Source organism: Burkholderia sp. LMU1-1-1.1, from assembly GCF_040675865.1.
GTDB lineage: Bacteria > Pseudomonadota > Gammaproteobacteria > Burkholderiales > Burkholderiaceae_D > Rugamonas.
This window is the reverse complement of sequence record NZ_JBEGHG010000010.1, coordinates 21,516-44,080: the sequence shown is the minus strand read 5'-3', so window position 1 is coordinate 44,080 and position 22,565 is coordinate 21,516. Positions and strand designations below refer to the sequence as shown.

The window sequence follows — 22,565 nt, the reverse complement described above, 5'->3', positions numbered from 1 at the left end:
TTGTGATGGATAGCCGATGCTGAGTTCTTATCCGTTCTGGTGGTTCGCGCTGCCGGTATTGCTGTTGCCGATATGGTGGCATCGCCAGAAGCGTCAGCGTTTAAAGGCGGAACCGCTGGCGACGGCGCGCTTTCTGCCTGTCGCCGCGCCGGAGCAGCTGCGCGTATGGCAATGGCGCGACCGCATCCTGCTGCTGGTGCGCTGTCTGTTGTTGCTTGCGTTGATCGCCTGGCTGGCCGCCACCATCTTCCCCTGGCGGGGTAATACGGTACTGCTCGACCCGGGAGCCGACAATGCATGGGCGGAGCGCGAGATCGCCAGCGCCGGTTTCGCGGATGCGCCGCGTGTGGACTTGCCGCCGGATTCATTGCAGTGGCTGCGCCAGCATGAGCGTGACTGGCGTCCGGATGCCAGGCTGCTGATCGTCGCGGGCACCGGTCAAATCGCCATGCCGGCGCGTATGCCGCAGTTTAGCCACCGGGTGGAGGTTCGAACGATGCCTGGCGCGCCTCGAGCCGCCTTGCCGGGCGCAGTGCGTCATCCTGTGGTGTTGTCCGCCGTCTCCGGCACCGATGCCGCATGGCGCTCGCTATTCGCGGCATTCGATAAGGCAGGAGATGGCGTCAACCGTTACGTGATGGCCGCCGCGCCGGATGCCGCCACCAAGCTGGTGGTTTGGGACGTGCCGGGTGAGGCGCCGCCCGCTGGCTGGCGCGCGCCGCATTGGTGGATCGCCACCTCGTCCGCACAAGCGGCGGCTTTCCCAGAGCTGAAAAATGCGGCCGCGATTACTATTAATGGCCTGACGTTGAAGTATGTGGACAGCCAGCGCGGGCGCCTTTGGACTTCGGAGGCATTTCCTCCGCGCGACGCGGATACCGCACGCGCCCTCTACGAGGCCTGGCAGTCGCTGAGCGCCGCGCCTGCGCCGGCGTATCCGATGCCATCGCAGGCGCTGGTGGCGGCTCGCGGCTCATCGTCGGCGATCATCGATGCCAGGCCCGCGACCTGGCTGGCCTACGTTTTGCTCGCATTGTTTTTACTGGAACGGATACTTGCCCATGCACGGCGAAACTGACTTCCTGCGCCGCCGCCTGTGGGCCGCCGTCCTGCGCCGCCGTCTGCCGCAGTGGCTGGCCGCGCTGGTGCCTCTGGCGCTCGCCGCCATCATGCTGCCCGCCGTCCGGCTAATGGTATTGGCGGCCATCGCCATATGGGTGATCTGGCTCGCCGCCGACATCTATCGCTTGCGACGGCGGATCGCGGATCAATGGCCGTCATGGCTGAACGCCGCCATCCCGGCGCTGGAGGACAGTAGCACGCTGTTAGCCGCCGAGGCGAAGACGGCGATCGCGCGTTTGCAGCAGCAACGTCTGCAATCCCGCCTCGCGCAGGTGCTGACGGGCGATGACTATCGCCGCATTGCGCATACCCGTGTGCGGTTCGGTTTCGTACCGCTGGTGGCAAGTCTGATCGCCGCCGGCGCGGCCTGGGGTTTTCAAGCAAAGCCCGCTACCACCCACGTACCGGCATCCGCCGCCCCCGCCAACAAGCCCATTGTCGATGGCGAGGTATATTTACGCGTTTCGCCGCCAGCCTACACAGGCGTTGCCGGGTTCGAGACCGCCGCCCGCGACATCCAGATTCCACAATACTCCGAGGTACGCTGGTGCGTGCGCAAGCCCGTCGGCGCGCCGCCTGTGGTGGAGTTGGGTGACGGGCAGGCGCTGTCCATCACGACCGATTGCGCGTCCAGGCGCGTCGAGGACTCGCTATTCTGGCGTACGCGCGGTGCGGCCGGCACGCGTTACAACATCCGCGTCACGCCGGACCAGGCGCCGCAAGTGACGATCATCGAACCGACGGAGCTGATACACCTGCTGCCCAAGGATGTGAAAGCAGTGCAGCTGTCCGTACTGGCGAAGGACGACTACGCGATATCGCGCGCCAGCCTGCACATGACGCTGGCGCGCGGCAGCGGTGAGAACGTCCGCTTCACAGACCGCGAAGTGCCGCTGCCGAAATCGGCGGACCCGAAGTCGCGCGGCTGGAAGAAGCAATGGACGCTGGCGGAACTGGGCATGGAGCCGGGCGATGAACTGTACTTCTTCGTTCGTGCCGCCGATAACGCGCCGGACAATCCGCACACCACGCAATCGCCGACCTACACGCTGCGCCTGCCCGGCCCCGATGCCGAAAGCCTGGATTCGACCGCGCTGCCTTCCATGGCCAAGCCGGAGAATCTGCGCAGCCAGCGACAGATCATCATCGATACCGAACAGTTGGTCGCCGATCTGCAGGCCAATCCGAAGATGTCCGCTGCGACGCTGCGTTCGCGCAGCGAAGGCATCGCCGCCGACCAGGCCGCGCTGCGGCTGCGTTACGGTCAATTCCTTGGCGAGGAATCGAGCTTGTTCGGTGATCAGCACGGACATGGAGGCGCCGGGCATAAGGACGACGAGCATGAGGAAGACGAGCACAAAGCCGGCGGCCACGCCGAGGAGGAGCATCACGGCGGCTCCGCCAAGATGGGCAGCGAGGTAGCGGCCATGCATCAATTCGGCCACGTCCACGATCAGGAGGACAACGCCACCATCTTCGACCCGCAGACCAAGGCGGTCCTTAAGCGCGCATTGTCGGCGATGTGGGATGCCGAAAAATCGCTGCGCGCGATGTCGCCCAAGCCGGCGCTTCCGCCCGAGTACAAGGCGCTGGAGGCGATCAAGGAGTTGCAGGCGGCGGAGCGGGTGTATCTGCATCGTACCGCGTTCGTGCCGCCGGCATTGAAGGAAGAGAAGCGCATGAGCGGCGATATCGTCGGCGCGATGAGCTACAAGCGCGCGCAGGGCGCCGCCAGCGACTCCGTTCCGGCCGAGGTGCGGGAATTGGTGCAGGCGTTGTCCGCGGAGGGCGCGTTGCCGGCGCTGTGGAGCAAGTCCGCGCGCGACACGATCACCGCCCGCATTACCGATCAGGAGCAGAAACTGAGCGCGCAGCGCGCCGTACAGGACGTGATGGACGGCTGCGTACCATGTCGCGCCGAACTGCGTGCCTGGCTGCGTGGCACGTTGACCGACGCGCCGGTGCTATTGCAGGCGCGGTCCTCGGCCGATAGTCCGTTCGCGCGGGCGTGGCGTGGCAAGGAGCAGGCGCGATGAGCGGCGCGGTGGTCTCCTTCATGAATCTGGCAACGGCCGATGCCGGCACGCTGGTTGTTCCCGCGCTGGCGATGGCCGCCGGTCTTTTGAGCGCCATCCTTTTTGCGCGCAAGCGTCGGTGGATTAACGCCCTGCTGGTGGCGGTCGGTGCGGCGGCGTTGGCGATCTCGCTGGCCGACATTCGCCTGGCATCCAAGGGCCGAGCGGCGTTGGAGGTCGTCACCGATGCCAGCGGCCGTATCGACGAAGCGACGTCGCGCGCAATCCCCGGCGCCGCCGTTGTTGCCTTGAGCGGTGATGGACTGCGCGAGGCGGAGTGGCGTGATTTGCCCGCGCGGCCGCTGCAATGGAAACCGGCCCAGGCGGATCTGCTGTCGCTCGACTTCCCGCGCACGATACCGTTGGGGCGTATTTTCACGCTGACCGTCCGTCGTCCGCAGGCGCAAAGCGGATGGCGCTTGCAGCTGCTGGCTGAGAACCAACAGGTGCTGGCCGATTCCGGCGCCATCGTGGCCGGAGCCGCGCCTGCCCCGCAGTTGTCCGTCCCATGGCTGCCACCGGTTGCCGAGGCGATGGTGCTGCGTGCGCGCCTGCTGGACGCCAATGGTAAGACCATTGCGGAGGGACCGGTGCCGCTTCAGGTGACCGAGGCGGTGCCGTTGCAGATACAGGGGCGCTTCGATGCCGCGTCGTTCGATGCGCGCGCGTTGAACCGGCTGTTGTCCGACAGCGGCGCGATTGTCGATTGGAGTGTCACGTTGGGCAAGGCTATTGCCCGTAGTGAGACGGCGCGTGAACCGCTCACCGCGCCGAACGCCATGTTCGTCGATGCCGCCTATGTGGAAAAGCTGGCGCCATCCGCGCGCGCGGCGCTGCTGGCCGGGACGGGGCAGGGCGTGCCGCTGGTGGTCCTGGGCGCGAATGCCGCCGATGCCGGATTCTGGCAGCGGGAACTGGGATTGCGCCTTCAGCCGCAATCGCCGACGACGGAGAAGGAGGACCAGCGCCAGTTCAGTGTTGGAGGTGTTTCCATGTTCTTGCCGCCGGCGACGCTGAATCCAGACGATCGCGGTGGAGGGCAATGGTCGGTGCTGGCGCGTGACAATCGCAAGCAGCCGTGGTTGTGGCAGCGCGAGTTGCGTCGAGGACGTGTGATTTGGGTTGGCGTCTCGGAGTGGCATCGTTACGCGATCAGTGCGCCGCAGGCGTTGACGTTGTGGTGGCAGGATGCCATGGACCGGATGGTGTTGGCCGGTGTGCAAAAGGCGGAGTGGCGTTTTTCCGACCCGATGCCGATGGCGGGGTTGCGTAGCGAGGTATGCGTACAAGGCGCGGATGCGGGGGCTTTGCTGCGTGTCGAGGGTGGGCCGGAGTTGTCCTTGCAGGCGCGCGGCGACAAGGCCGATGGGCGTTGTGCCGCCTGGTGGCCGCAGCGCGCGGGGTGGACTCGCTTCAGCGCCGCTGGCATGCCGGTGTCCGGGATGACGTATGTTTATGCTGCGGACGATTGGCCGTTGTGGCAGCGTTCCTTGCGGCGCGAAGCGACGACGCGGTACGCGGCGCGTGCGCAGGCGCTGGGTGTGGCTATAACAACGGAACGGCCGCTTTCGCCGACGCCGTTCGCGTTGCTGTTTGCCTTCTGCATGCTGATGCTTTGGTACCGGGACCCGAGGTCCGACGCGGAACCACGTAGGGCGGATTAGCGTAGCGTAATCGGCCATGGTTGCGCCGCTGGCGGCTTAACGATGGCCGATTACGGCGTTCCGCCTAATCCGCGCTACGTGTCTCCCCGTATGCCAGCCGGGCGGGCATGGTGCGATAGGTGGACCTCCTATACAGCCGTACTACAGTCCCACTGGCGGACATAGTCCGGAGCTTCGATGGTGCAGGCCGCATGCCGTTGCGGCGCCATCGGGGTTCGCGCCCACGGTAGCACGCCCGCCCAAACCGGCCATTGCATGTCTTCCTCGTCGTCACTCGGGCCGCCGCTGCGCACCTTGCACGCCGCTTCTTCCAGCGAGATACGCATGATGGTGGTGGCCGCGTATTCCTTGTCATTGCCCGGGCGGACCTGCGCCTGGCGTCCCGGCGCCAGCTTTTCCATGAATGCTTCCAGCGTGCGATGGCGCTCGGCTTCATCGGTGACCACCTCGAAGCGTCCATAGATCATCGCCGACCGATAGTTCATCGTATGGCTGAAGGCCGATCGCGCCAGCACCAGGCCATCCAGATGCGTGATCGTCACGCAGGTCTCGCTTTCCATCAGGCGCTTGAGCATCCGGCTGCCGTTCGAGCCGTGGATGTACAAATGCCCGTCCTCGCGCCAGCACGCGGTCGGAATGCAATGCGAACCTTTGGCGTCGCTGAAGGCGATGTGGCACAGGTAGGCGTCGTCGATGATGGCGTGCAGGGTGTCTGTGTCGTATTTCGCCTTCTCGGCGCTACGGCGCACGCGGGTGCGGTCGCTCGGGGCGGTGGCGGTGGCTTGGTGCGCGGGGTTGGCTGCTGCGGTCATGATCTCCATCCAAAATGAGTGAAACATCAATATAATGGCTTGCTGGCCCTGTAAAAAGGTCCAGAAATATGCAATTTGATGGAGCCACGAATGGATATCTCCCTGTTAATCACCGGCTATGCGGCGCAGCACGGCCACCGGGGCTGGCCGCGCCAGCGTATGCTGCACGAATGCCTGCGCGCGGCGATCCGCAGCGGCACATTGGCCGCCGGCACGCGGCTTGCTGCTTCGCGCGCACTGGCCGAGGAGCTGGGACTGGCGCGCAACACGGTGTTGTACGCGTACGAGCAGTTGGCCAGCGAAGGCTTCGTCACCACCGACCGGCGCGGCACAGTGGTGGCGACGATCGCGGCGGACCGCAAGCCGTCGCCATCATCACAGGCGTTGGCGCAAGCCGGCTTGTCGCAACGCGCGCGCGGACTGCGGCCTTTGTCCGGTCCCGCCCAGACGATGGGGGCCTTTGTTCCCGGAGTGCCGGCGCTCGACCACTTTCCGTTGACCTTGTGGCGCCGTATGCTGGAACGCGCATGGCGCTCGTTGACGGTGGAGCAGTTGAACTACGGCGATCCGGCCGGCGAGCCGCTGCTGCGCGAGGCGATCGCCGACCATCTGCGCGCGGCGCGCGGGGTGGTCTGCGACGTCGGCCAGGTGTTCATCACCGATGGCACGCAGAGCAGCCTGGATCTGTGCGTGCGCGCGCTGGCCGACGCAGGCGATACGATCTGGATCGAAAGCCCGGGTTACGGCGGCGCGCTGGCGGCGTCGCGCGGCGCCGGCCTGAATGTGGCCGGGATCGAGGTGGACGACGACGGCATCGCGCCGACGCCGGAGGACTGGCTGCTGCGGCCGCCGCGTTTGATTTATACGACGCCGTCGCACCAGTATCCGGTCGGTAGCGTGCTCAGTTTGCGCCGCCGGCTTGCGCTGATCGAGGCGGCGCGCGGCGCCGGGGCGCTGATCATCGAGGACGATTACGACAGCGAGTTCCGGCACGACGGCGCGCCGCTGTCGGCGATGCAGGGCCTGGCGCCGGATGCGCCGGTGGTGTATCTGGGCACGTTCAGCAAAACCATGTTCCCGTCGCTGCGGATCGGCTTTGTGGTGGTGCCGCCGGCGCTGGAGGCGGCGTTCGCGCTGATGCGGGCGCAGTCGCATGCGAGCGGCCGGGCGGCGGAGCAGCTGGCGCTGGCGGAGTTTTTACGCAGCGGGCAGTTCGCGTTGCACGTGCGGCGCATGCGCAGGCTGTACCGGCAGCGGCGCGACGCGCTGGTGGTGTCGCTGGAGCGGCATATGGGTTCGGTGGCGACGGTGCATGGGGGATCGGCCGGCATGCATCTGGCGCTACGCTTCAGGGACGAGGCGATGGATGATCTGGCGGTCAGTGCGCAGGCGCTGGAGCACGGGATCGTGGTCAACGCGCTAAGCCGCCACGATACCCAGGGGACGTCGGGATGGCGGGGTTTGATGCTCGGCTACGCGCAGGTGCCGGCGGAGCGGATGGATGATTTGGTGAAGCGGCTGGCGGCGGTTGTGCACATGGCGGCTTTTGAGCAGTGCCGCGCAGGCAAAGTCACCACTGTTACACGTAGGGCGGATTAGCGAAGCGTAATCGGCCATGCATGAGCCGCCGACGGCGCATACATGGCCGATTACGGCGTTCCGCCTAATCCGCCCTACGTGTTTCCCGGGTCGCGCAATTGCCGTGTCCTCGGTGTCCTCGCTTAGAACGCGGTATCCATGCGGATGTACATCGAGCGGCCGTTCACGCCGATCGGGCAGGTCTCCCAGCAGCGGGTGAAGCCCAGTTTCGGGAAGTCGCCGCCGTTGGTCCATTCCGACGGCAGTTCGTTGAACATGTTGTTCACGCCGACGCTGAGGAAGGTGCGCTTGGTGAAGCCGTACCGCACCGACGCGTCAACCAGCCATTTGGCATCCCACGTGTGCAGAGGGCTGAAGCTTTGCGCCTGCACTTCGCCATAGTAGTTGGCGCGGGTGTTGACGTTCCATGGGCCGGCCGTGTAGTCGGCCGCCACCACGTGGTGCTTGCGCGGCTGGCCGCGTTCGATCAGGGTGACCTGCGCCTGGTCGAACAGCTGCTCGCCGGTCAGCACCGTCGATGTCGAATGGCGCTTGCTCACCTCCGTCTTATTGAAGCCCAGTTGACCGGACAGCACCAGCGACGACGCCGCGAACCGCGTGGTGTGCTCGGCCACGATGTCCAGGCCGCGCGTGCGGGTGTCGACCGCGTTGGTGAAGAACTGCGCCTGGCCCACGCCCAGCGGACGCAGGATGTTGGTGATCGGGCCGCCGCCGGCCTCCGGCGCGATTTCGCTGGAGAAGACGATGCGGTCCTTGATCTTGATCTGGTACGCGTCGACCGTCAGCGACATGTTCTTGGCCGGGCGCAGCACCATGCCGACGCTGCCGCTGGTCGAGGTTTCCTCTTTCAGCGGGGCGATGCCGAAGGCCTGCGTGACCGAGCTGCCCTCGCGCGCGGTCAGCGTTTCGGTCAGCACGCCGTTATTCAGGTTGGTCGACACGGAGCTGTAGAAGCGCTGCTGCACGCTCGGCGCGCGGAAGCCGCTCGAGACGCTGCCGCGGAAGCCGACCGTTTTGGTCGGGTCGTAACGGGCGCTCAGCTTGCCGGTGGTGGTGTTGCCGAAGTCCGAGTATTTTTCAAAGCGCACGGCGCCGGCCAGGGTCAGGTTGTCCAGCGGCTTGTGCTCGGCGTCGAGGAACAGCGCGATGTTGTGGCGGCCCGAGTCGACCGCGGTGGCCGGCGTGTAGCCCGGGAAGCCCTGGATGCCCGCCGCCGCCGTCGCGCCGCTCGGCGTGGTGATGGCGATGGCCGGGTTGTTGGTGCGGCCGTACTGGTAGGAGACCGGGTCGCCGGCGACGATCTGGTAGTTGTCGCGGCGGTATTCGAAGCCGGTGGCGATGAAGATGCTGCTGTCGCCGAACTTGACCGGGCCCTTGATGTCGGCGTTGATCGTGGTTTGGTCGAATTTCAAGGTGCCGGTGTCGGCCTGGCGCGGCGATTCGGCGTAGATGCCGCCGCCCGGTTTCGGCTCGTACCAGTAGCTGGTGTTCAGACTGTCGGATTCGTGGAACGCCAGTTCGCTGGCGCCGTGGTTGATGCTGATGTCGGCCTTCCAGTCGTTGGGCAGGTCGCGGCGGTAGCCGAAGGCGAACGAGGCGTCCTTGATGTCGGTGTGGATCGCCGGCAGGAAGCCGTTCGGATAGACCGCTTGCACGGTGCGGTCGTCGCCGGCCGAGCGGAAGAAGCCGAACGAGTCGCTCTTGCGCTTGGACAGGCCGCCGAAGGCGTAGAACTCGCTGCTCTTGTCGATCGGGATGGCGCCGTTCCACCAGAAGTAGGTGTCGCGGGTGTTGCTGTCGCCCAGGTGCTGGGTCACGCGCGGCGGGTTCACGCGCAGCGAATCCGGCCCGGCGCGGTTGGTTTCGCCGCGCTTGCGCGCCTCGACGGTCAGGTTCAGGAAGCCGCCGTCCTGGCCCAGCGCGAAGCCGGTGTTGGCGCTGCCGGAGTACAGGTCGCCGTCGCCCTCGGAGGTGGTGCCGACGGTGCCGCTCAGCGAGGTCTCGTTGGTCTGCGTCTTGAGCACGATGTTGATCACGCCGGCGATGGCGTCCGAACCGTATTGGGCGGCGGCGCCGTCGCGCAGCACCTCGATGCGCTGGATCGCCGCCAGCGGAATGGCGTTGATGTCGGTGCCGGCCGAGCCGCGTCCGACGGTTTGCTGGACGTTGACCAGCGCCTGCTGGTGGCGGCGCTTGCCGTTGATGAGCACCAGCACCTGGTCCGGCCCGAGCGAGCGCAGGGTGGCCGGACGGATGCTGTCGGTGCCGTCGCTGACGAAGGTGCTCGAGAAGTTGAACGACGGGTCCAGCGTTTGCAGCAGTTTGCCCAGTTCCAGCGGGCCGGCGGTTTGCATGTCCTTCAGGCCGATCAGGCCGACCGGGGCCGACGTGTCGAGCGCCGTTTTGGCGACCGTGCGCGAGCCGAGGACGACGACCTGCTGTTCCTTGGCCAACTGCTCGTCGGCGGCCGCCTGGGTTTGTGCCAGACCCGGACCGGCCACCAGCAGCAGGATGGCGCTGGCGAGCAGCGTGCGCTTGAACCGGGGTGCTACTGTCAGTGCTCTTGTCATGTATTTCTCTCTTTTTTTGTCGGGACGCCGCGGGTAGCGGTCGTTGAGAAAATACTATCTTGAGCCGTCGCAGAGCCGCAACGCGGCATGCACCAACTTGTTGCAGAATGTGTACGATTGCTAATATTGCTCGCGTTGCGGGAGGATGTGGCGTAATCTGGCCGACGGCCCGGACCTTGGCTGCAGCAAAACGGTGCGAAACTGTGGCGCGCCCGCATCGATATGAGGCGCTTGCATATCGATAGGCGAAAAACGCGCTACGCCGGTGCGTCCCGGAATGGCGATCTACTGCTGGTCCAGCATCCACCCTTTGAGACCGTTGACCCAGGATTTGGCGGGCAGGTTCAGCGTCTTTTTGATGGCGCCGGCGCGCTCGTACAGCACGGCGAAATCGATCACCGGCGACTGTTTAAAGGCGATCACCACGATGTTGGCGTCGTGGACCTCGGGCAGCCAGACCACGGCGTCGAACACCTGCTCCATCGTCTGCAGATTCTTGTCGTAGTTGGAAAAGTCGCCGAAGACGTTGGTGGTCATGATGCCGCCATCGCGCAGGCAGTCGTGGCAGCCCTGGTAAAATTCGAGTGAGTCGAGCACCGGGCCGCGCGCCTCCTCGTCGTACAGGTCGACCTGCAGCACGTCGACCGTGCCGTGGTTGGCCGGGTCGAGCACGAAATCCATGGCGTTCATCTCCACCACGTTCAGGCGCCCGTCGTTCGACGGCAGGCCGAATTGCGCGTTGCAGACGGCGATGACGTTGGGATTGAGTTCGACCGCCGTCACGCGCGCCTGCGGCAGGCGGCGGTAGCAGAACTTGGTCAGCGCCGCGCTGCCCAGTCCCAGCTGGACGACGTGGCGCGGGCTGTCGTTGAACAGCAGCCACATCATCATCATTTGTACGTATTCGAGCTCGATGTTGTCGGGCTTTGCCAGGCGCATCGCGCCCTGCACCCAGGAGGTGCCCAGGTGCAGGCTGCGCACGCCCTCGAATTCGGTGATGGTGGCCGGCGGGTGGCCGGGTTGGTCGTAGCGGACGGCGTTGGGGGCGGAATTTGGGGCGGACTTGGAAGACATGCCGCCAGTTTAACAGGCCAGCGGCAGGATGATGGTGACCGCGAGGCCGCCGCCGTCGCGGTTGGCGAGGGTGATGCGCCCGCCGTGAGCCTCGGCGATCTCGCGCGCCAGCGCCAGGCCCAGGCCGGTGCCGCTGCGCTTGGTGGAGTAGAAGGGCACCAGCGCGTTGGTCAGCACAGTGTCGCTCATGCCTGGACCCCGATCCAGCACGTCGATGCGCACCGCCTCGTGCAGGCGCCGCACCTCCAGTCCCACCTGCGCCGCCGGCGAGCCCGATTCGTGGGCGTTTTTCAAGAGGTTGAGCAGCGCCTGCTCCAACTGCGCCGCGTCGAAGGCGCACGGTTCGGCCGGCGCCTCTCCCGTCAGCGTGAAGTCGACCTGCTGCGACAGCCGCGCCAGGAAGTCCGGCCAGTGCTGCGGTTCGAGCCGGGGCGTCGGCAGCTTGGCGAAGCGCGCGTAGCCGAGGATGAAGCTCTCCAGGTGGCGGGTGCGCTCCTCGATGGTCTCCAGGATCTGCGGCAGGCGCTCGGTCTGGCCGCGCCGCACCAGCTCCGCGCCCGAATGGGCCAGCGACGTTAAAGGCGCGAGCGAGTTGTTCAACTCGTGGCTGATCACGCGGATCACCTTTTTCCACGTCTGCACCTCCTGCCGGCGCAGTTCCATGGTCAGCTGGCGCAGCAGCAGCAGCTCGTGGCGCCGGCCATTCAGGTTGAAGCTGCGGCGCGCCAGGTGGTAGACCTCTTCTTCCTCAATCTCGCCACCGCCGTCCTTGGTGGTGAACAGGCCGTCGCCGCCGCGCGCCATCGCCTCCATCAGCGCCGGCGAGGCATTGGCCAGCACGTCGTCGAGGCGGTGGCCTTCGAGCTTGCGGCCTTCGTTGAGCAGCTGGCGCGCGGCGATGTTGGCGTATACCACCGGGCCCGATTCGCTCACCAGCAGCATCGCCACCGGCGTGTTCTGCACCATGGTGTCGAGCAGCAGTTCGCGCTGGACCAGGTCGAGCCGCTGCTGGCGCAGCACGTCGCCCAGGGCGTTGTGCGCGGCCACCAGGTCGCTGAGCTCATCGTTCTGCGGCCAGTGCAGGCTGAACGAAAAATCGCCGTCGCGGTAGCTAGCGACGGTGCCGGTCAGCGCGCGGAACAGCGAGAGCATGGATTCGAGTTGCGAGCGGATCGTGATGATGGAGATCGGCAGCACGCACAGCAGGCACACCGCCAGCACCAGGCCGGGATTGTCGGGGAAGAAGCGGGTCAGGGCCAGCGCGATCAGGATGCCGACGGTGAGCAGGGTGCCGATCAGCGCCGTCCAGCGCGTGAGCAGCGATAGGCGCAAGCCTTTCCGGCGCATGCTTTTCGAAGAGGGCGTCGGCGCCGCCATCAGGAGCGCGCGATGCCCAGCCGTTCCATGCGGCGGTACAGCGCCTGGCGCGACAGGCCCAGCTCCGCCGCCGCCTGCGCCACCACGCCGCCGGCGCGGCTCAGGGCCAGGCCGATGGCGTCGCGGTCCGGCTCGCGCGCGCCGTCCTCCACCGCGATCGCGGCGGCCGCCGGCAGACCGAGGTCGCCGACCTTGATGGTGTCGCCCTGGGCCAGCAAGCCGGCGCGCGCCATGACGTTTTTCAGTTCGCGCACATTGCCCGGCCACGGGTGGGCCAGCAGCGCCGCCTGCGCCGATGGGTGCAATTGCAGGTTCTGGTGCGCGCCGAGGAAATGGCGCGCCAGCGGCAGGATATCGGCCGGACGCCCGGACAGCGGCGGCAGCCTCAGCTCGATCACGTTGAGGCGGTAGAACAGGTCCTCGCGGAAGCTGCCGGCCTTGATCATCGCCTGCAGGTCGGCGTTGGTGGCGCTGACCACGCGCACCTTGACCTGGCGCTCGCGGTTCGAGCCCAGGCGCTCGAAGCGGCCCGTCTCCAGTACGCGCAGCAGCTTCATTTGTCCGGCCAGCGGCAGGTTGCCGATTTCGTCGAGGAACAGCGTGCCGCCGTCGGCCGCCTCGAACTTGCCCTCGCGCGCCTTGGAGGCGCCGGTGTAGGCGCCCGCCTCGGCGCCGAACAATTCGGCCTCGATCAGTTCGCCCGGCAGCGCGCCGCAGTTGAGCACCACGAACGGGCCGTCGCGCACCGAGGAATTGGCCTGGATGATGTTGGCGATGCACTCCTTGCCGGTGCCGTTGGGGCCCGAGATCAGCACCGGCACGTCGGCCCGCGCGACCTGGCAGGCCAGGTGCACCACGCGCTCGGTGGCCGGGTCCTGCCACACCATGCCGCGCAGGTCGTAGCCGCGTTCGAGCTCGCGCCGCTGGCGCAGCTCCGTTTGCAGCCGCTGGTGCAGCGCGCGCTTGGTCACACCGAGTTCGATCAGGTTGTTGACGGTGGCGATCAGACGGTTGTCGTCCCAAGGCTTGGCCAGGTAGTCGGCGGCGCCGGCCTTGACCAGGTCGACCGCCGCGTCCAGATGGGTCCAGGCGGTCAGCAGGATCACCGGCAGGTCGGGGTGGCGCTCGCGGATGGCGCGGAACAGCGCCGTGCCTTCCTCGCCGGAGGTGGTGTCGGCGCTGAAGTTCATATCCTGGATCACCAGGTCGACCTGCTGGCGCGCCAGCAGCGCCAGGCCGGCTTCGGGCGAGGCCGCGCGCACCGCGTCGATGTCGTGCAGCGAGAACAGCACTTCGAGGGCGATGGCGACGGCGGCGTTGTCGTCGATAATCAGTACGGTAGGCATGGCGTTAGCATAACATTGTCGCGCCGTGCCGGGGGCCGCGATCTCCACCTGCCCGGCCATCGTCACGCGCTGCGGGTGGCCGTCGCCGGCGAGATGGTGGCGGCGCGCCACGCCGGCCCGTAGACGGCGGCCACGCCCAGCGCCAGGAACACGCCGGCGCCGGCCAGCAGGTAGCCGCCGGGCAGGCGCTCCATTTCCAGCTTGCTCACCAGCAGCTGGTTCAGGCCCAGCGCCATCAGCACGCCGGCCGCCACGCCGGCGCTGGTGATCATGACGTTTTCGGTGATGAAGTAGCGCAGGATGTCGATCCTGCGCGCGCCGAGCGCGCGCCGCACGCCGATCTGCTTGCGCCTCTGCGTCACCCACAGGCTGGCCATGCCGACGATGCCGCTCGACGTGATCAGCAACAGCAGCACGCTGACGGCCACCAGCATCCACGCCAGCGCGTTGTCGGCGCGGTAGCGGGCGGTGCGCATCTCCGTCATCGTCTTGATCTTGACGATCACCGGCATCGGCGTGGCCGCCCGCACCGCCGCCTCGGCCTCCTTGACGACGCGGTCGAGCTGCCCCGGCTCGGCGCGCAGCGTGAAGTTGCTCGCGCCGCTGCCGCCGGTGCGGCGCAGCGGCAGCAAGGCCGAGAACTCGCCATACTCCTTGATCGCCGCGTCCGGCGTTTGCAGCTTATTGATCACGCCGAGCACCCGCACCTCCCGCGAGTCGTTGCCGACGCCGTAGTAGAAGGGGCGGCCGACAAAGCCGCTCTGGCCCGGCCACAGTTTTTCGGCCAGCGCGCGCGTCACGATGGCGGTCTTCGGAAACTCGTTGCTGATGTTGTCGTCGATCTCGAGCACGTCGCTGGGCACGAAGTCGCGGCCCTCGACCAGTCGCAGGCCCCAGGTCTTGACCAGCGAGTCGGGGCCCATGTAGTTGGTCGTGGTGGCGCTGCTCTTGAGCTGCTTGCGGTCGGTCGACAGACTGCTGTAGTTGCCCGAGCGCGACAACGGCATCTGGCTGGTGATGGCCACCGACAGCACGCCGGGGACGGCGCGCAAGGTGGCCGCCTCGGCGCGCTGCGCGGCCAACTGCTCCTCGTGGCCGCCGGGCTTGAGGTGGCGCACCTGCAGCGCGAACACGTCCTGCTCGTTGGCGAGGCCGCTGGCGCGCGCCGATACGGCCTGGCGCACCTGCACGATGTGCAGCGCGTTGGCCAGGATGGCGAGGCTGAGCGCTACCTGCACGGCCACCAGGATCGGGCCGGTCTTGTTGCGCAGCAGCGCGGAGAGGATGGGGCGGATTTCCATGGCTAGGCTCTCTTGTTCTCTTATTGGGATTTGAGTTGCAGCGCCGGCGTGACCTGGCAGGCGCGCCAGGTCGGCAGCAGGCCGGCCAGCACGGCCGACAGCACGGCCAGCGCGAAGGTCGTCAGCAGCATGACCCAGTCCATGTGGGCCACCACCGTGAGCGCCTTCGACTGCATGGCGATGAGCGCCAGCGCGCCGAACGCCAGCAGCAGGCCGAGCGCGCCGCCGGCCAGGCCGACCACCGTGGTCTCGATCAGGAACTGATTGAAGATCTCGCGGCGCGAGGCGCCCAGCGCGCGGCGGATGCCCACTTCGGCGGCGCGCACCGAGAACTTGGCCAGCAGCAGACCGATGGTGTTGACCAGGCATAGCACCAGGAAGCCGAACGCCAGCCAGGCCGACAGCTTGTTGTCGTTGCCGACCACCTTCAGGTGGTCGAGCCATTCGCGCACGTCGTACAGCATGTTGGGGGCGTTGCGCTTGAGCCGTCCCAGCTTGCGCTGCTCGATGGCGTAGCTGTCGAGGAAGCTTTGCAGCTCGGCGCGGTCGCCGGCGGTGCGCGTCTCGAACCAGAACTGGATCCACGTGCATTCGGAGCCGAGGAAGGCCTGGTAGCCGGGGCCGAAGTCGTCGCTGCAGCTGGTATTGCCGTTTTGCTGTATCTCGTGGCGCACCGCCGTCGAGAATGGGATGAAGAACTCGTCCTCCTCGCTGAAGGCGCCGTCGTTGCTGCCGATGACGCGGTGGAAGCGCGGGATGACATTCCAGGTGTCGAGCACGCCGACGATCTGGTATTGATAGCCGGCGAAGGTGATGCGCTGGCCGACCGGGTCGGTGTCGCCGTACAGTTTTTCGGACAGCTTGCGGCTCAACACGATGACATCGGAGCCGGCCTTGTCGTCGGCCGGGCTCCAGCCCTGGCCGTGCAGGAAGGGGGCGTCGAACATGTTGAAGAAGTCGCCGCCGGGCGCCAGGCCGCTGGCGGTGAACACGCCGATGTCCTTGCGCGCCGGCTCGATCGCCCCGGCCACGCCGTAGATCGCCGTGCGGCGCTCGCCGGCTTTGCTGTTGAGCAGATTCTTGGCGTCGCGGTAGCTCATTTGCTTGTCGTTGGGCTCATCTCCAGGCGACCAGCCTTCCAGCGGGCCGTTGTCGATCACCGGCACGAACAGGCGGTCGCTCTTGTTGGGGATCGGATCGCCCGACATCACGTGCAGGATGGTCAGGGTGGCGATGCTGGCGGCCACGCCGATGGCCAGCGTCAGCACCATCAGCGCGGTCAGCGCCGGATTGCGGCGCAGGCTGCGCAGGCCGAGCATGAAGTAGTACTGGAACATGGCGGTCCCCTTAGGCGACATGCGACTTGCCGTCGGCGCCATGGGCGTTGGCCTTGGCGTGGGAGTTGGCGTCAAACAGCGACGGCGCCTTGCGCACCAGGTCCGAGACCTGGCCGTCGATGATGTGGACATTGCGCTGCGAGCGCACCGCCAGCTCGGGATCGTGCGTGACCATCAGGATGGTGGTGCCCTGGGCGTTGATCTCCTCGAGCAGTTCCATGACGCCGCGCGCCATCTGCGTATCGAGGTTGCCGGTCGGTTCATCGGCCAGCAGCAGCTTGGGCGAGCCGGCCAGCGCACGCGCGATCGCCACGCGCTGCTGCTGGCCGCCGGACAGTTCGGCCGGATAGTGCTTCATGCGCGAGGCCAGGCCGACCTTGGACAGCGCGTCCTCGATGCGCTCCTTGCGCTCGGCGGCGTTGAAGCCACGGTAGCGCAGCGGCACGTCGACGTTGTCGAACAAGGACAGGTCCGGGATCAGGTTGAAGCCCTGGAAGATGAAGCCGAGTTTTTCGTTGCGCAGGCGCGAGCGCGCGTTGTCGTCCATGCCCTTGACGTTGATGCCGTCGAGGATGTACTCGCCGTCGGTGAACTCCTCCAGCAGGCCGGCGATGTTGAGGAAGCTGGTCTTGCCGGAGCCCGAAGGGCCGGTGACGGTGACGAATTCGCCCTGCTTGACGTTGATCTCGAAGCCGCGCAGCGCGTGGGTTTCGATCATGTGGGTGCGATAGACTTTGCTCAGGTTTTGCATGCGCAGCATAATGGATTCCTTTGGACTGGTGTCGAGTAAATTAGTTGTTGATCGAGACGCGCGCGGCGTTCTCGAACGTTTCACTGCCGGCGATGACGATCTTGTCGCCTTGTTTCAGGCCATCGAGGATCTCCACGGCGGAGACGCTGGTGGCGCCCATCTTGATCGGGGTGCGGATGGCGATGCCGTCGCGGACCACGTAGGCGAAGCGGCCGCCCTCGGATTCGACGAACGGTCCGCGCTGCACCATCAGCGTGTTGGGTTTTTCGTCAATCAGCAGACGCGCGGTGATGCGCTGGTTCTGGCGCAGGCCGGCCGGCTGGGCGCCGTTGAAGCGCACCCGCGCCAGCACCTGGTTCTTGACCACCTCCGGCGACAGCGCGGACAGTTTGCCGCTGGCCGTGCCGGTGCCGACGTTGATCTCGGCGCTCATGCCCAGGCCGATGTCGGCGACATAGGTCTCGGGCACTTCCAGCTCGACCTCCAGCTTGGACAGGTCGACCAGGGTCATGAGGGGCGTGTTGAGCGGCACCACGCTGCGGTTGGCCACCGACAGCGTGCCGATGAAACCGTCGACCGGCGCGCGCACCGTCAACTCGTCGACGCGGCGCTGGGCGTTGGACAGCACCATGCGCTGTTGCTCCAGCTGTTTGATTTTCGAGGTCAGCTCCAGCGCCACGTTGTCGCTTTCCAGTTCGGCCGCCTGGCCGGCGTGGCGGGCGCGGATCTCGGCGGAGTTCAGCGCGTCCTTGGCCTTCTGGTAGTCGATCTTAGCGACGACGCCGTCGTTGGCCACGGCGTCGTAGCGCTCCAGCGTGCGCTGGGCGGACAGGCGGTCGATTTCGGCGGTGTCGGCGTCGCGCCGGGCCAGCAGCTTTTGTTTGCGCGCCAGGATCTTCTGGCGCTCGACGTCGGCCTCGATCTGTGCGTAGGCCGATTGTTCGCGTTTGAGCGCGTCCGACAGGTCCGGCGATTCGAGCACCGCCAGCACGTCGCCTTTTTTGACGGTGTCGCCGGCGGCCGCTTTCAGGGTGACGGTGGCGGCGGACGTCGAGTACAGCGTGGGGCTGATGGCGGCGACGATGCGGCCGTTGACGGCGGCGTCGCGGATCAGGGTGCCGCGCGTGACTTCGGCGATGCGCAGGCGCGAGATGTTGACCGAGTGGTCGCTGCCGCGCCAGGTGTGGAACAGCGAGTACGCCACCGCCAGCAGGATGACCGCGGCGGCGGCGATGACGAGGCGGCGCTTGGCCGTTTGGCCCTTGGGGGCGGCGATGACGGCGTCTTGGCTGGAGGTGTCGCGGATCATGGTGGTCGTTGAGAAAAAGATATGCTGGTCTTTGCAGGATTCGTGCCACTTTGTAAGTGGTTGAATTTGCTGGGTTTTGTGTGCACTGTCCGCTGTCCGGGTGTCCGGGATTGTCCGCGCGGTTGTCCATTGCGGCGTCCGGCGGGTTGATAAGTTGATAATTGGCACGATATGGGGTGCCACCACCATTATTTTCTTACCCATGACTTTGATCGACAGGCTTACCCGGTTTTTGCTCCCCGCCATGCCGGAGGACGATATCGGCGACTATCCGTATGTCGCCAGCGACGTGGCGCTTTACCAGCGCACCCTGCACGGGGACGGCGGGGCGCTCGATGCGCAGACCTGGGACGATATGCTGCTGCCCCGGTACAGCGCGCAGCTGGCGCGCGGCACCAGCATCCTCGGGCAGCAGGAGCTGCATCGCCGCCTGCACGCGCCGGCCGATGGCGGCGCGCAGGTTGCGGCGTCCGCCGCGCGGGTGCGGACGCTGGTGGACGATGGCGGACAGCGGCGGCAATTGCTGGCGGCCTGCGAGGGGCTGCGCCGCGCCGACCGCGAAGTCAGCGAGGCTTTGTTCGGCGCGGAGCCGGCGCCAACGCCGCGCTGGGCGCCTTATTTGCCATGGCTGCCGGTGGCGTTTCTGCTGTCCGCCGCGCTGGCGCTCGTCAGCGGCTTCCTGCCGCTGTGGGGCGTGACCCTGGGACTGTGGCTGTCGCTGTCGCTGGTGCAGATGCGCTTCAGCGAAGCGGCGTCGGAATGGGGGCGCATCCTTAAGACGCTGCAGCAGATGCTGCGCGCGCATACGCTGCTTTCTAAAATCGACGGGCCGATGACGGCCGGCCTGCGCGACGACGCGGCCCGCGCCGGCAAGGTCAATCGCGGCATCGGCCGCTCGCCGATGGCCCACATGCCGGGCGTGCGCGAATACGGCGACTGGCTCTGGCTGATGAACATCCGCCACTACTTCGCCAGCCGCGAGGTGGTGCGCGCCAATCTCGATCTGCTGCGCGCGAGTTTTCAGCGGGTCGCGGCGCTGGAGGCCGACCTGGCGCTGGCGCGGCATCTGGCGGAGACGCCTCGGTATTGCTGGGCTGGGGACGGGCCGGGCGTGGCGCTGGAGAACGCCGTGCATCCGCTGCTGGCCGAGCCGGCGCCGTTGTCGTTCGCGCTGGAACGGCGCGGCGCCTTCATCTCCGGCCAGAACGGCATCGGCAAGAGCACCTTGCTGCGCACGGTCGGGTTGAATCTGATCGTGGCCCGCGCCTTCGGCTTCACTTACGCCGACGCCGCCGTCACGCCGTCGCTGCCGGTCTACTCCAGCATGCAGAACGAGGACGCGCTCGAAGGCGGCGAGAGCCTGTACATCGCCGAGTTGCGCCGCGCGCGGGAACTGCTGGCGCTGGCCGAGCGGGCGCCGGCGATCTTCATCATCGACGAAATCTTCCGCGGCACGAATCATCTGGAATCGATATCGGCCGCCGCCGCCGTGCTGCATACGCTGTCGGCGTCGGGCCGGGTCATCGTCTCGTCGCACAACCTGGTGCTGGCGCCTTTGCTGGGCGAGGCGTTGGCGCCGTGGTGCGTCGGCCGCGTGGAAGGGCAATTGCGACTGGCCCCCGGCGTGCTGAAGGAAACCAATGGCATCGCGCTGCTGGCCGACCGTGGCTTCGACGCCGCCATTTCCGCCAAGGCCAACCGCGTCCACGACTGGCTCAGCGACTATATGGCCCATCCGGTCGATTGCGGGGCGGTGCTGATGTAGGACGCAGGGCGCATATGGGGCGGCGAAGGGCATGGTGGTATCGTTACGGATCGTGCCACCTGATCCCGGAGCCCAGCATGCCCAGCCTCGACCCGCGCATCGACGAGTACATCGCCAACTCGGCCGACTTCGCCCGGCCTATCCTTAGCCACCTGCGCCAGGTGGTGCATGACGCCTGCCCGGAGGTGGAGGAGACCATCAAGTGGAGCATGCCGTTCTTCCTGTACCACGGCATGCTGTGCAATATGGCCTCGTTCAAGGCCCATTGCGCGTTCGGTTTCTGGAAGGGCGATTTGCTGGTGGCGCAGGAGGATGACAAGGGGCGCGAGGCGATGGGACAGTTCGGCCGCCTCACCTCAGTCAAGGATTTGCCGGCCAAGAAGGCGCTGGCCGGCTACATCAAAAAGGCGATGGCGCTGAACGCGGAGGGCGTCAAGGCGCCGCCGCGCGCCCAGCCCGCGGCGGCGCGCGAATTGCTGGTGCCGGACTATTTCACCGCCGCGCTGGAGGGCAAAGCCGGCGCGGTCGAACATTTCAACGCTTTCCCGCCCAGCGCCATGCGCGAGTACGTGGAGTGGCTGACGGAAGCCAAGACCGAGGCGACCCGCCTGCGCCGCCTGGAGCAGGCGGTGGAATGGATCGCCGAGGGCAAGCGGCGCCATTGGAAATACCAGAACTGTTAGCCGCATACCACGCCAAGTCCCGTTCGTTCCCGTCGCAACCCGCTTATGGGTAGGTAAAACACATTTTTCATCGCTCGAATGTCAATTTCTTGGTATATTCGGGGTTCACACTATTGCCAATAGGCAATGATAATTCGAGGAATGCGGGGAAATAATGAACAATGTGACTGTGCGGGCAAGTTTGCTGGGTGTGTTGCTGCTGTTTGCGGGCATGTTGGTGGTCGGAGCGGGGCTGGGTATTTATGCGTTGAAGCAGTCCAATCAGGCGATCGCCACGGTACACCAGATCGGCTCGCAGGTGATCGTCATCAATGACGCCTACAAGGACACGACCCGCACCCGCTCGGCCCTGACGCGTGGCTACACCACCGTGAAGGAGGGCGGCAGCAAGGAGGACCGCGACTCCGCGCTGGCCAGCGCCAAAAAATCCTACCAGCGCACGCTGGACTTCATCGACAAGTATGAGAAGGCGCCCGCCTATCCCGGCCAGGACGCCCAGCTGAAAGCCGGTCTGATCGAGGCCGGCCGCGCGCAGTCCCGCGTGCTCGAGCGCGCCGCCGCCGCGTTGGCGCAGGACGACACCGACACCTACACCACGATCAACACCAAGGAGCTGACGCCGACCGGCGCCGCCTTCTCGGCCCAGCTGGAGAAGTACCAGAAGCTCAGCGACGAACAGATCACCGAGCTGATGGACGCCGGCGCGCGCGAATACAAACTGGTCATGTGGCTGGTCGCGCTCGGCCTGGCCGGCGCGCTGGCGCTGGTGGTCGGCGTGCACCTGCTGCTCAAGTCCGTCGTGTTGAGTCCGCTCGAGCGCGCGGTGGCGCTGCTCGACCAGGTCGCCCACGGCGACCTGACCGCGCATATCGACGAATCCGGCGACAACGAGATCCAGCGCCTGCTGGCGGCGATCCGCCGCATGCAGCAGGATCTGCTGTCGACCGTCTCGCGCGTGCGGCGCGGCGCCGAGGTGATCAACACCGGGTCGCAGGAACTGGCGGCGGGCAATATGGAACTGTCGTCGCGCACCGAGACCCAGGCCAGCTCGCTGGAGGAGACCGCCGCGTCGATCGAGGAATTGACCAGCACCGTCAAACAGAACTCGGAAAACGCCCAGCACGCGCGCTCCCTGGTGGAGGATGCCTCCAGCACGGCCGCGCAGGGCGGCGAGGTGATGCACCAGGTGGTCACGACCATGAACGACATCAACGAATCGTCGCGCAAGATCGTCGATATCACGGGCGTGATCGACGGCATCGCCTTCCAGACCAACATCCTGGCGCTGAACGCGGCGGTCGAGGCGGCCCGCGCCGGCGAACAGGGACGCGGCTTCGCCGTGGTGGCCAGCGAGGTGCGCAACCTGGCGCAGCGCTCGGCCGCCGCCGCCAAGGAGATCAAGCTGCTGATCGATAAATCGGTGTCGAACATCCAGCTGGGCACCGATCTGGTCGAGCGCGCAGGCACGACGATGAACACCCTGGTCGGCAACGTCCACCAGGTGACGCAGATCGTCGGCGAGATCGCCGTCGCCAGCCGCGAGCAGAGCGAGGGCATCGAGCAGGTCAACCAGGCGATCGCGCAGATGGACCAGGTCACGCAGCAAAACGCCGCGCTGGTGGAGGAGGCGGCGGCGGCCACGCAGTCGCTGCAGGACCAGGCCGGCGAACTGGCGCAGACGGTCAGCATCTTCAAGATCGACGCCGGCGGCGCTTCCACGGGCGCGACCGGCGCGACCGCGCGGAGGCTGGCGCTGGCGTGAACCGGGTTTGTTCGGGGC

The 22,565-nt window shown here is 66.6% G+C and carries 16 protein-coding genes; 7 read left to right on the top strand and 9 right to left on the bottom strand.

The genetic code is table 11. The annotated features are described in order from the left end of the window. Positions 1–16 precede the first annotated feature (16 nt). From MRBLMU1_RS10645 to MRBLMU1_RS10635, 3 genes are read left to right on the top strand one after another with little or no spacing between them, the layout of a single operon-like run. Positions 17–1,078 (top strand): hypothetical protein, encoded by a 1,062-nt coding sequence (locus MRBLMU1_RS10645; RefSeq protein WP_363500734.1) that lies wholly within the window; start codon positions 17–19, stop codon positions 1,076–1,078. Further along, on the top strand, positions 1,062–3,158 hold the full coding sequence (locus MRBLMU1_RS10640) for a hypothetical protein (RefSeq protein ID WP_363500731.1): 2,097 nt from the start codon (positions 1,062–1,064) through the stop codon (positions 3,156–3,158). The genes MRBLMU1_RS10645 and MRBLMU1_RS10640 overlap by 17 nt, the downstream gene beginning before the upstream one ends. After that, entirely contained in the window at positions 3,155–4,861 is a 1,707-nt protein-coding gene (locus MRBLMU1_RS10635; RefSeq protein ID WP_363500728.1) for a hypothetical protein, read from the top strand. Before MRBLMU1_RS10640 ends, MRBLMU1_RS10635 begins: the two co-directional genes overlap by 4 nt. Before the next feature lie 128 nt (positions 4,862–4,989). Here the strand turns inward: MRBLMU1_RS10635 and MRBLMU1_RS10630 are convergent, their stop codons facing one another. Beyond that, the gene (locus MRBLMU1_RS10630) at positions 4,990–5,673 is read right to left on the bottom strand and encodes a pyridoxamine 5'-phosphate oxidase family protein (RefSeq protein ID WP_414646061.1); all 684 of its coding nucleotides are present in this window, start codon (positions 5,671–5,673) and stop codon (positions 4,990–4,992) included. 90 nt (positions 5,674–5,763) lie between these two features. On the opposite strand from MRBLMU1_RS10630, the gene MRBLMU1_RS10625 reads away from it, so the two are divergent. After that, positions 5,764–7,272, top strand: coding sequence for a PLP-dependent aminotransferase family protein (locus tag MRBLMU1_RS10625; protein ID WP_363500725.1), 1,509 nt, complete (start codon positions 5,764–5,766; stop codon positions 7,270–7,272). Between the two features lie 122 nt (positions 7,273–7,394). Here the strand turns inward: MRBLMU1_RS10625 and MRBLMU1_RS10620 are convergent, their stop codons facing one another. The 8 genes from MRBLMU1_RS10620 to MRBLMU1_RS10585 all read right to left on the bottom strand — a co-directional run bounded on the left by MRBLMU1_RS10620 (position 7,395) and on the right by MRBLMU1_RS10585 (position 18,337). Next, positions 7,395–9,842, bottom strand: a complete 2,448-nt coding sequence (locus MRBLMU1_RS10620; protein WP_363500722.1) for a TonB-dependent receptor plug domain-containing protein — start codon at positions 9,840–9,842, stop codon at positions 7,395–7,397. A gap of 285 nt (positions 9,843–10,127) precedes the next feature. Continuing rightward, entirely contained in the window at positions 10,128–10,916 is a 789-nt protein-coding gene (locus MRBLMU1_RS10615; RefSeq protein WP_363500719.1) for a spermidine synthase, read from the bottom strand. Positions 10,917–10,925: 9 nt separating this feature from the next. Continuing rightward, complete coding sequence (locus MRBLMU1_RS10610) at positions 10,926–12,248, bottom strand: sensor histidine kinase (protein ID WP_363500716.1); 1,323 nt, start codon at positions 12,246–12,248, stop codon at positions 10,926–10,928. Positions 12,249–12,292: 44 nt separating this feature from the next. Then, positions 12,293–13,639, bottom strand: a complete 1,347-nt coding sequence (locus MRBLMU1_RS10605) for a sigma-54-dependent transcriptional regulator (protein WP_363500972.1) — start codon at positions 13,637–13,639, stop codon at positions 12,293–12,295. Between the two features lie 62 nt (positions 13,640–13,701). After that, a complete protein-coding gene (locus tag MRBLMU1_RS10600) occupies positions 13,702–14,940 on the bottom strand; it encodes an ABC transporter permease (protein WP_363500713.1) in 1,239 nt (412 codons plus the stop codon). Positions 14,941–14,960: 20 nt separating this feature from the next. Continuing rightward, complete coding sequence (locus MRBLMU1_RS10595; protein ID WP_414646059.1) at positions 14,961–16,298, bottom strand: ABC transporter permease; 1,338 nt, start codon at positions 16,296–16,298, stop codon at positions 14,961–14,963. Next, entirely contained in the window at positions 16,288–17,037 is a 750-nt protein-coding gene (locus tag MRBLMU1_RS10590) for an ABC transporter ATP-binding protein (RefSeq protein ID WP_363500710.1), read from the bottom strand. Before MRBLMU1_RS10590 ends, MRBLMU1_RS10595 begins: the two co-directional genes overlap by 11 nt. 31 nt (positions 17,038–17,068) lie before the next feature. After that, entirely contained in the window at positions 17,069–18,337 is a 1,269-nt protein-coding gene (locus MRBLMU1_RS10585) for an efflux RND transporter periplasmic adaptor subunit (protein ID WP_363500707.1), read from the bottom strand. 202 nt (positions 18,338–18,539) lie between these two features. Between MRBLMU1_RS10585 and MRBLMU1_RS10580 the strand changes: the two genes are divergently transcribed. The 3 genes from MRBLMU1_RS10580 (at position 18,540) to MRBLMU1_RS10570 (ending at position 22,547) form a co-directional block, all read left to right on the top strand. Further along, a complete protein-coding gene (locus MRBLMU1_RS10580; RefSeq protein WP_363500704.1) occupies positions 18,540–20,102 on the top strand; it encodes a MutS-related protein in 1,563 nt (520 codons plus the stop codon). Between the two features lie 77 nt (positions 20,103–20,179). Then, positions 20,180–20,785, top strand: a complete 606-nt coding sequence (locus MRBLMU1_RS10575; RefSeq protein ID WP_363500701.1) for a YdeI/OmpD-associated family protein — start codon at positions 20,180–20,182, stop codon at positions 20,783–20,785. A gap of 154 nt (positions 20,786–20,939) precedes the next feature. Then, on the top strand, positions 20,940–22,547 hold the full coding sequence (locus tag MRBLMU1_RS10570; RefSeq protein ID WP_363500698.1) for a methyl-accepting chemotaxis protein: 1,608 nt from the start codon (positions 20,940–20,942) through the stop codon (positions 22,545–22,547). Positions 22,548–22,565 lie beyond the last annotated feature (18 nt).

Coding starts and splice junctions, on each gene's coding strand:
- MRBLMU1_RS10645 (WP_363500734.1), top strand. CDS start 17: ATGCTGAGTTCTTATCCGTTCTGGTGGTTCGCGCTGCCGGTATTGCTG.
- MRBLMU1_RS10640 (WP_363500731.1), top strand. CDS start 1,062: ATGCACGGCGAAACTGACTTCCTGCGCCGCCGCCTGTGGGCCGCCGTC.
- MRBLMU1_RS10635 (WP_363500728.1), top strand. CDS start 3,155: ATGAGCGGCGCGGTGGTCTCCTTCATGAATCTGGCAACGGCCGATGCC.
- MRBLMU1_RS10630 (WP_414646061.1), bottom strand. CDS start 5,673: ATGACCGCAGCAGCCAACCCCGCGCACCAAGCCACCGCCACCGCCCCG.
- MRBLMU1_RS10625 (WP_363500725.1), top strand. CDS start 5,764: ATGGATATCTCCCTGTTAATCACCGGCTATGCGGCGCAGCACGGCCAC.
- MRBLMU1_RS10620 (WP_363500722.1), bottom strand. CDS start 9,842: ATGACAAGAGCACTGACAGTAGCACCCCGGTTCAAGCGCACGCTGCTC.
- MRBLMU1_RS10615 (WP_363500719.1), bottom strand. CDS start 10,916: ATGTCTTCCAAGTCCGCCCCAAATTCCGCCCCCAACGCCGTCCGCTAC.
- MRBLMU1_RS10605 (WP_363500972.1), bottom strand. CDS start 13,639: ATGCCTACCGTACTGATTATCGACGACAACGCCGCCGTCGCCATCGCC.
- MRBLMU1_RS10600 (WP_363500713.1), bottom strand. CDS start 14,940: ATGGAAATCCGCCCCATCCTCTCCGCGCTGCTGCGCAACAAGACCGGC.
- MRBLMU1_RS10595 (WP_414646059.1), bottom strand. CDS start 16,298: ATGTCGCCTAAGGGGACCGCCATGTTCCAGTACTACTTCATGCTCGGC.
- MRBLMU1_RS10590 (WP_363500710.1), bottom strand. CDS start 17,037: ATGCTGCGCATGCAAAACCTGAGCAAAGTCTATCGCACCCACATGATC.
- MRBLMU1_RS10585 (WP_363500707.1), bottom strand. CDS start 18,337: ATGATCCGCGACACCTCCAGCCAAGACGCCGTCATCGCCGCCCCCAAG.
- MRBLMU1_RS10580 (WP_363500704.1), top strand. CDS start 18,540: ATGACTTTGATCGACAGGCTTACCCGGTTTTTGCTCCCCGCCATGCCG.
- MRBLMU1_RS10575 (WP_363500701.1), top strand. CDS start 20,180: ATGCCCAGCCTCGACCCGCGCATCGACGAGTACATCGCCAACTCGGCC.
- MRBLMU1_RS10570 (WP_363500698.1), top strand. CDS start 20,940: ATGAACAATGTGACTGTGCGGGCAAGTTTGCTGGGTGTGTTGCTGCTG.